Here is a 9,307-nt window from a genome sequence, read left to right as displayed (position 1 = left end):
ACTGACTGGACATCTTTGTGGGTACTGCTGTGAGCGAAAAGCAGGCAAAATTTGCTCAGGATCGTCTCATTGTCGAGAATGAGACTGGGTTGCTTGGATTAAGCCGTCTTGATCAGAGCTTCCTTAACTGAACCCCAGCCTCCTACTGGCGTGACCCCCTTCAATGCTCCAGGCCGAATGAGAGTGGGTGGCCTGCTCCATTATCAGTTCCGCCCAGGTGATCCCGCCATCGTGATCGACGCCGCAGCGGCTGGAACAGAAGGCGACGATGCCGGACCTGGTCTCGGCCTGGGAGTAGGGAATCCTTCGGCCAGCAGGGCATCGAGATTGGCTGTGACCTGACGGCGCCGGGGCGGGGCGCCGGCCCAGTTGCGCGGACCGAAGCCCATCTTCAGGGGGCGTGGAGCGCCGATGCGACCAGCCGCAGCCGCGCCAAGGGAGGCTTGACGTCCTCGGGCAGGCCGTGGACGGGGCCGTGGAGGGTCATGCAGACCGTCGAGGTCGGCGCTGGGTGCCCTCTCTCTGAGCCCTCATTGACACGGCGGATAGCGCAAAGGTGCGGGGGGCTCCAGCCGGATCGGCTAAGGGGCGCGGGAAGCGCACATCATCACGGGAACCCATGAAGATTCCTTGCAGAGACTGGCCTCCGATGCCCTGTTTCTAGAATTCAGAGTGCAAGACGCAGGGACTGGCAGCATGCATGTGCAGGGGCCCTGGAACCGACTCCGACCTGCCGTGCCCCCGCACCGGGCCCGGGGAACCGATCCCGTTCCGTTCGATGTCGGCCAGCTGTGGCGCTCCTGGCGCGTATCCCTGCCGCGCAGGCGTCGGCGCGATGTAGGTCGGTTGTTGATCCTGGCGCTGATCGCCCTGCTGGGATGCAGCCTCGGCTCCGGCGCCGCGGCCCAGGCCGGCATCGGCGGGGGGACGCACCAACCCGGCACCGGCATCACGCTGGCGCAGCTGGGGGCACCCGCCACCCCGAAGCCGCCGCCGCAGAGCTCTTCAGTCCCTTCACCCGTGCCGCCCGGGAGCAATGAGACCGACAGCAAAGAGCCCCAACCGGAGTGTGATGAGAGCCTGCGTCCGCTGACCGATGTCTTCCGCTGGCTGGGCTACCTGGCCGTTGTGGTGGGGGGTGCCTTCGGCGGGCTGATCTACAGCATCAGCCGGAATCGGGGCGCGGTGATGGCGCACCGGGTGACCCTGGAGGAAGGCAATGGCCAGGGTCGCTACGTGAAATGGAACCTTGGCATCTGGGCCGATCTCCTGGTGGGCATGGGAGGCGGAATCATCATTTTCAATCTGATTCCTCAGGTCGGCAATACCCAGCTGTTTGATGCGCTCTGGGCCAGCTGTCCCACCGCTGGAACACCGACGACGTTGATGAAGATCCTCTCGCTGGCGTTGATCGGCGGCTTCGCTGGGATCAGCCTCTTCGATGAAGCCGCTAAGAGATTCAGCCGACAGATCGAAGAGGTCAGTGCCCAGACCAAGGCGAACAGGGAACTGATCAGCCAGCAGAATGAGGGGGATGCAGTGGAATCCCGCATCCGCTATCTGCTCAATCGCGTGGTGGATCCCTCCATCGCTCCCCTGGGCCCTGCCGAAGCCGACCAGCTCCGGGCCGCCGTGATCAAGGCTCCGCTCCAAGTGCGCAACCTGGTGTTCGAGCGATGCCAGGCGTCGATTCAGGCCAACCGGATCCTGGGACTCACCACGGTTCTGGAACGACCCGAGGTCCAGGCACGGGTGAGCCAGCTGGAAGGACTCAGCCCAACCCTGGACAGCCTGATCGCCGCGGCCACAGAAGAGAAGGGAGAGGGCCGCTCCGACGATCTGAACAGGCACCGCTACCTGGCCCACAAGGGATTCATCTGCAAGCACCTGGCCATCGGTGCCTCCCTCCTTGGGGAGGCGGACACGGCCAGACGCCACCTGCTTCAGGCCGAGCAACTGCTCGGACAAGCCATTGACTGCCGGAACGATCTCTCCGCATCGGCCCAGCAGGAGTTCTGGCACTACGGGCTCGACCGTTCCTTCTGCCGCTTCAGACTCGGCTGGCTGGAGAAGGCACGGGAGGATCTGTGCAGCCCGGCGGCGATGGGATGGGCGACCAGCCTGGATCCTGGCGTGGTGTTCACCAATCTGAAGGGTTTCAGCCCGCCTCCGCTGGGCGCCGATGTGGCGCCCTCCCCCTACACGGCCAACGATTTCCTCACCTGGCTGGCGTCGGTGCGGCCCGAACTGGTCCCGCCGGAACTGCTGCGCCCGGCGGCACAGGCCCCGGCTGCCGCACCGCCGCCCATCGGAGCGCCCAGTGGTCAGCGGGACGATGCCGTCCGCGAAGGGGCCGACGGCGAGCCGCCTCCGGGTGACGGTCAGTCGGATCAGGGGGGGGCAACAGTTGGCCAGCCCGCCGCGGAGGCCGACCCTGACCATTCCCAGTCTCCCGAGTAGCCGCAGCCATGGCGGCGGCAGACCCCCGGACCTCTCTTCACCCTGATCGAGCCCCAGCACCATGACGTCCCTCTCCCCCCAACCGCCGACCAGCCACACCAGCGGCGAACGCTTCTCATGGAAGGCGTTCGTGTCGGCGGTGGCGCGCTACCCCTTCAGCTATTCCGGTCAGAAGCTTGCCTACATGGCACAGTGCATTCTGGAATCCGGTGCCGGCACCAGCCGGCTGTTTCGGGAAGCTGGCAACCCCACCGGCCTGAAATGGCGGGAGGAGATGGCGGACAACGCCACCCCGCTGAAACTCGTGACGCCGACGGAGCCAGAGGGTGTGATCTGGTGCTCATGGGCGACACCTGAGGGTGCAATCGAAGGATATCGGCGCTTCATTCAGCGAGACCGCTACCGAGGCTGGGAAGCCTTCGGGAACGATCCCGAAACCTACATCCGCCACCTCGCCTGTTGCGGCTACGCCACGGATCCGCGCTACATCACCAAAGTCACCAACCTGTTTGCTCAGGCGCGTGAACTGCTGAATTCCGCTTCGACCCCGCTCTCCAGCTCGAATGGATCGACGAGCCAGGCCGATCAGATTCTCATCGAGCTCTCGCCTGACAAGGAGCTGATCGTCTATGCCAAGGCAGGGGATCTCACCATCAGCTCGCTGAAAAGCTCCGACAAGGCAGAGCTGATTCACTTTCTCAGCCGCCATGACAGCGCAACACGGATCAAGGCCAGTCCTGCCGTGAACGTGATCGCGGAGCAGGATCTGCAGCGGCTTCCAAGCTTCGATTCCAGCGCGCTCTGGCTCCAGTTCTGGCAGAGCTCCGATGGCACGGTCGTGCTGCTCGGGATGGTGAAGGGCGCCCCGGTGAGTGGTGTCAAGGCAACGGAACCGAAGGCGATCCTGTCGTTTCTGTCGAGCCACTCCCAAGCCCGCACCGTCCAGGCCGCCAACCTTCAATCTTCACTGGAGTGGCTGCCAGTCGGCCAGGCCGCCGTCCAGCCGGATCCTGATCACGGTCAGGTCGAGCAGCCCGGCCATGGGGGTCACAGCTCCAGCAACGCCTCACGACGTCCGCGCATCCGCTGGGTCGACGGCTGCCGGAACTTCAGCTCCCGCAACGGCCAGCCGATCGACGCGATCGTGCTCCACTACACCACGAGTCGCCAACTCGACGGCAGCATCGCCTGGTTCAAGAACCCGGAGAGCGAAGTCTCCGCGCACTACATCGTGGGCCGCGATGGAGAGATCGTCCAACTGGTGAAGGACAGCGACAAGGCCTGGCATTGCTATGGCTTCAATACCACCTCCATCGGCATCGAACATGTCGCCCAACCAGGCGACAAGCTCACGCCTGATCAGGAGCAGGCCTCCGCAGCCCTGCTGCGCTGGCTGATTGCCGAGTACAGGATCTCACCCCAGCGCATCTGCGGCCACCGCTGGAATCCTGCCCAGCCGGGGGGCACCTCCTGCCCCGGTGATCTGTGGCGAACGGCGGAGGAACTCCGCGCCTGGGTCGAGTCGATTGTTGGGGGCGGCCCTGCGGCCACGACCCTGGCGGAGAGCGTCCCGGCCGGGATCGCGGCGGTCCATCCCACCCCGAGCGAATCGGTGCGCCGGCCGTTCAGAGCTGATGCCACGGTCGACTGGCAGGACATGAACGCCCGCGTTTCCCGCTTCTTCACGGTGGCGGAAGTCACCCAGAAGGACAGGCGCCGTATTCCGAGCCTGGGAAGCGAGGAAGAACGCAACATTCTCCTGCTCGCGGGCGAACTCGACCGGGTCCGGGATCAATGGGGCGGAGCGATCGGCGTGACGTCCTGGTACCGGCCCCCCGCGATCAACGCCGCGGTGGGTGGCGTGCGCGACAGCCAGCACATCCTGGGCCTGGCAGCCGACATCTACACGATGGGGAGCGATGGCAGCAGCGACAGGGATCGAGAATTCGAGAACTGGCTCGACAAGGTCGCCTGGAGAGATCGCGCCCTCGGCTTCGGCGTGCGCAGCGGGCGCGGCTTCACCCATGTGGACCTGCGGCCCGGCGCGATTCGCTGGAATTACTAGATCGCCCTCGGCCGAACACGCTCGCACCGCCATGCCTCCCCCGACCGATCCCTCCCAGCGGCTGGCCCTGGCCGCTCTCGCCGCCGGCAGCAGCGCGGTGCCGGCGGCCCAGGGCGTTGCCCTGCGCAGCGCCGTGGAGGGGGAGCCAGCCCCCGACACCACCGCCGGTGGGGAAGCCGGATCGAACGGCAGCAGCCTCGACTGGACCCTGTGCCGAAGCGCCGGCGAGCTGGCCACGACGATGCAGCGCGGCTGGGCCGTGACGGGCGGCGTGGGCCCGCTGCCGATGCTGCAGGCCAAGGCAACCTTCCTGGAATCGCTGCAGACCACTATCTTCAGCCTCTCGCTGGTAGTGCGGGCCCGCCGGGTGACGGCGGCGCTGACTCTCACCCAGCCACGCCTCCGGCCGGAAGTGGCCGTGCCCGGCAACGAGGCCGATCTCGAGGCATTCGTGCGCCTCCATGGCGACGGCTACGTGACGACGGCCCGGGTGGGAGGGGAATGCCTGGGGGTGTACACCTTCTTCGCGCAGTCGCGTCAGCAAGCCAACGAGGTGGCCCGCTCCTTCGGCGCCGGTCTCAGCATCGGGGGCTTCGGCGTTAGCCCTCAGCTGATGAGCCGGATTAAGGAAGCTTCGCGCAGCAACGGTGTGAACGTCTCGTTCCGCAGCCATGTGGTGGGCCTTTCCAGCCATCCGCCACTCACACAGGAGACACTGCTGGAGTTCGCGAGCGGTTTCGGCGCCATCCAGCTCGACGATCCGAAGGTGCTCTCCCTCGAAACCAACGGATACGAGCAGGTGCTGGAACTGGCGGACGTGTACGGCGGCGTCGCCGCCAACCGGCGCCTGCTGCTCGGTGACGGGATCCAGGAGGGGTTGCTGCGTCGGCGGCAGCGACTGCTCGAGCTCCGCCATCAGATCGACTGGGTGGGCGGCACCTACGACACCTACGGCATCGCCCGGCCCGCCGAACTGGACCAGAGCCTCCAGCAGTTGGCGGGCGATCTGCAGACCATTCGAGAGGTGGAGCTCCGCTACAGGGAGCACCCCGCCAGCCCACTGACGATGCCCGACCTGCCTTCCCTGATTGTTGGCTCCCCGCAGCTAAACGTCAGCGTGATCGATGGGGAACCGCTGGGGGGCAACGATGGAGAGGCCTTTACCTATGCCGACCGCACCACAGCGGTCCGCAGCCGCACCCGCCTGGCGGCGGTGGGCCTGCGAACGGGATCCAGGGTGGACCAGATCCGGCTCACCTACGAGCACGAGGGCGATGCGCTCTCAGGGGCGGCGCCACGGCAGGAGTGCCATGGCGGCGAGGGAGGAGCGGAGGCCGGTGTGCTGCAGCTCGGCCCCGGCGAATCGATCCGCCGCATCGAGGCGGAGACGGGAACTCAGGTGGACAGGATCTTTCTCAGCGGTGCCGGCCAGCGCATCGGGGGTGGCGGCGGCGCCGGCATTCGGCGGCCGGATCTGGTCGTGCCGGAGGATCACGTGCTGCTGGGCTTCAGCGGCCGCATTGGCGGCCGGGGCGGTCGCAGGGAGCTGGTGGCGTTGACGCCGGTGTTCGCGGTGTTCGGCCCGCTGCGTTGGCAGCCGGTGGTGGTGGGGGAGGATCCTTAGCACTGTCTTACCCATAGCCATCGACTCATGCATAAATGACCCAAGGGGTTTGCCAAACACAGCTACATAGATTCAGCAAATACGGGTAAGTCTAGAAACAGAGGTGGCTAACAATGCCATACACCTGAGCCGCCACCCTATGATTTGTCTCATACTGCTGTCGCCTGGCGGCCAGGTGATGGCAAGCGTTCGGTGGATAAGTTCAGAGCATGAAGAGTGCAGCTGATAACCAGCCAATCATTTCTGGGATAACCCTTATCTTGTGTCAACTGCATCTGTTGATAACGTGCATCTTGCGAATCGTCGATCAAGGAAAGGTGGCTCATTCCAGCGTTTCACAGATCAGGCACAGTCCATAAAGAAAGGCACTTGACATACCGCGTAGAATTCAAGTGACGCAAATTTCAACATGAAGAGCCTTCGGGCAGTTATTGCTGCAATTATGACTTCAGCGTTAGCTCATCCTGCTCCTGCATCAGCCGAAGAGATCAGCATTCTATGCACTCTCGACCCCTCTACGTACGACAGTACCCGCGACATCTCGGTAGGGGCAGGGTACCTCAATTATCGGCGTTCATCATTGTCCAAGCATCCCTTCATTTTCTATATAGCTAATGGATCCAGGGTGGCCCATCAAACACTGTCCAATGGCTCCATAAGAGATGCTAGCGCGATTGTCACCCCAATTACAATTGAAATTAGATACAAAACGAGTCGCCTCGGACAATCGTGGATTATTGACAGGACTTCAGGGCAGATGAAGTACGTTATAACTAGTTCTCCCGAGATAGAGGAGACGTTGAGCGGGAGTTGCAGGTCAAATCAAAGTCCTACGAAGCGCATGTTTTGATCCGTTTCACGGAATGCAATGATGCCTCCCCACACCAATGCATACTCGGCGTCCTTCACTAGCCACTCAATTCGCGCCGGCCTCTTGGAGGACTCGGCTGAGCAGATTGTGCATGGGAACGATGCCTTGTTGACCGAGCAAGATGATGCGTAGACCAGAGGAACTGAAGTTTAACTTGGAAACCGTTACAACGAATTGCAGTAAGCCATCCGCCATGGCCTCAAGAGGGCGATCGCGGACGCAGATTGCATAAGTTGTTGTTTGCCTTAGAGGAAATGACAACGATAAACGAGCTGTCGTTGTTAAGCTCCACCGAACAACCCACTGCAGCCGACGGGAATCATACACTAATCTCATTTTCCAGTCTCTCATCCAAAAACTACTGCCCGCGGCTGAGTGAGGGCGTTAGCTGGATGGGCCGCCGAAGGATGTTGCATAGTCTACCAGCCGAAGATTGGGCATCTATTCTTCTATAAGCAGAAAGTACTCAATAATGTGCTGGTCAATAGTCAGGGCATATTTACGCATCAACTTCAGGTCGTCGATCGACCTTGAAAGGTGATACTCACGGCGCCTGCCATGCGCGATATCATTGCGAATCTCACGTATTCGTGAGATATTTTCCTCCATTTCTGCATCATAAGGCATTCCTAGTCCATCAAAAACTATCTCGCAGATACGACTCGCACGAAATCCGCCTTTTGAGATGGCCTCTGCAAGCTTTTTGATCCCATACGCCGAAGTCATCTGAGAGGGGAACACAAAGCCCTTGAGCTCCAGTTGTTCTATGCTTTTCCGATACTTCCCTTGCTTGCCTGGCTTGCGAAATTCGCTAAGGGGCTTTATCTCTGGATACTTCGCTAAGCGCTCTGATCGAGCCTCTACTCTTGACCTTCTTTTCGCTAGAGAATGAAGTGCTGCGATGCCACCATGAAAGTCGAAGATTTCTCCAACTACATCCTGAACGTATGCCTCGAAATGGCTAAACGTTGAAATTAACATGAACCTGCCAAGAGAGTCCTTGTAACTCTCTTTGATTTGCTTGAGTCTACTATGATCCCCTGGCTGTCCAAAGTGATCGGGATTTGGAATCTTTTGGGCGGCTCCGTTCTCGACCGCTTTCATGTATGCGTTTAGTGCTGGTACCGCGTGGCATGTCAGATATGCATAGTCAAGCGACTCTTGAATATATGATCGAAGGAGTAGATATGATTTTGTATTTATCAGCATCTAGGGGCCCCAACCAAGCTGGGCTTGACAGGCCTCTCCATCCGTGCTAAAAGGATACTGTGTCACTAGTGTAACGGTAGCACCTCTACTCTCCAATGCCCTCTGCCCTGAAGGCAATCTAAAGTAGAGAGTTCCAGTTCGACTCTGGAGTGGCATAATTACTAAGAAAATGTTGGCCTAGGTCTATTCTGCCTGGATGCAGAACCTTGCCAGCTAACATCCAGATTCAGAAGACGGGAGCGGAGGTGTATTTTTTGATCGCATTCATCCTCGCCCGCTTCTGATCTGGAGCGTTAGGTTGACAACCCTGAATTCATGAGCCAGACCGTGTCACCTTTCAGTGTTGTCGAGGCATTACCCGCATGGATCGGTGCTGTATGTGCAGTCATTGGCCTGAGGACCTGGCAGCATCAATTGCATTACAAGGAGAATTACGAGCTTGCGCGCAGGCTGCTCAGAGCTGCGTACAAATACCGTGACGCCATAAATCAGGCGAGATTTCCATTCTCTTATCGGTCCGAACATTCGGACGAAGACAAGCCTACATATCAAAGTACAGAGCAGGAGTCATGGTCACGGCGATTTGAGGCAGTAAACGCGTCAAAGCGAGAGCTGGGTGCAGAGCTGCTCGAGGCAGAAGTGGTTCTCGGGCGAAGATTCATCAATGAGCTTCAAGCCCTATTCGAATGCGATAAGGATTTGTATGGATGCATTTTGGAGCATCTTGATTCAATTGGGGATGCGTCCGAGCCTGAGCTAATTACGAAGGAAGCAAGGATAGCAAGACGGAAGATTATGTTTGCGAGGCTTGATTATCAAGATGAGTTTAGCCAACGTGTCTCAAGAGCCTTGGAGGCATTTGAGCAAGAGATCCGTCCAATGCTGGGCTACAAAAAGCCTGTCAAGGCAATGAGAAGTTCGAAACGCTAACCTGCTAACTTCCAAAAGCAACCTAACGAACAAGGATAGATCGTGCGCAGCCACGATCTTATCCGGTGGTTGGACTAGCCCTTTTCGCTATTGACCAGTGGCTTACGGTAGATACGTCGGCCCGAATCTCAGCTTTCCTTCTGAATTC

Annotated in this window: 5 protein-coding genes; 4 read left to right on the top strand and 1 reads right to left on the bottom strand. The window is 60.3% G+C overall.

Features of this window, described 5'->3' with window-relative positions:
- Positions 1-735: 735 nt before the first annotated feature.
- The 3 genes from KBY93_RS15370 (at position 736) to KBY93_RS15360 (ending at position 6,149) form a co-directional block, all read left to right on the top strand.
- Positions 736-2,460 (top strand): hypothetical protein, encoded by a 1,725-nt coding sequence (locus KBY93_RS15370; protein ID WP_255095305.1) that lies wholly within the window; start codon positions 736-738, stop codon positions 2,458-2,460.
- A 61-nt stretch (positions 2,461-2,521) separates the two neighbouring features.
- Positions 2,522-4,525, top strand: a complete 2,004-nt coding sequence (locus tag KBY93_RS15365) for an N-acetylmuramoyl-L-alanine amidase (RefSeq protein WP_255095304.1) — start codon at positions 2,522-2,524, stop codon at positions 4,523-4,525.
- A 31-nt stretch (positions 4,526-4,556) separates the two neighbouring features.
- A complete protein-coding gene (locus tag KBY93_RS15360; protein WP_255095303.1) occupies positions 4,557-6,149 on the top strand; it encodes a jacalin-like lectin in 1,593 nt (530 codons plus the stop codon).
- A 1,312-nt stretch (positions 6,150-7,461) separates the two neighbouring features.
- Here KBY93_RS15360 and KBY93_RS15355 read toward each other — a convergent pair.
- On the bottom strand, positions 7,462-8,124 hold the full coding sequence (locus KBY93_RS15355) for a HEPN domain-containing protein (RefSeq protein WP_255095302.1): 663 nt from the start codon (positions 8,122-8,124) through the stop codon (positions 7,462-7,464).
- 420 nt (positions 8,125-8,544) lie between these two features.
- Between KBY93_RS15355 and KBY93_RS15350 the strand changes: the two genes are divergently transcribed.
- Positions 8,545-9,159: a hypothetical protein gene (locus KBY93_RS15350; RefSeq protein WP_255095301.1), complete on the top strand. Its 615-nt coding sequence runs from the start codon at positions 8,545-8,547 to the stop codon at positions 9,157-9,159.
- Positions 9,160-9,307: the final 148 nt, after the last annotated feature.

It is taken from the genome of Synechococcus sp. J7-Johnson (assembly GCF_024345795.1).
Taxonomy (GTDB): Bacteria; Cyanobacteriota; Cyanobacteriia; order PCC-6307; family Cyanobiaceae; genus Regnicoccus_A.
This window is presented reverse-complemented; position numbering and strand designations above follow the sequence as displayed.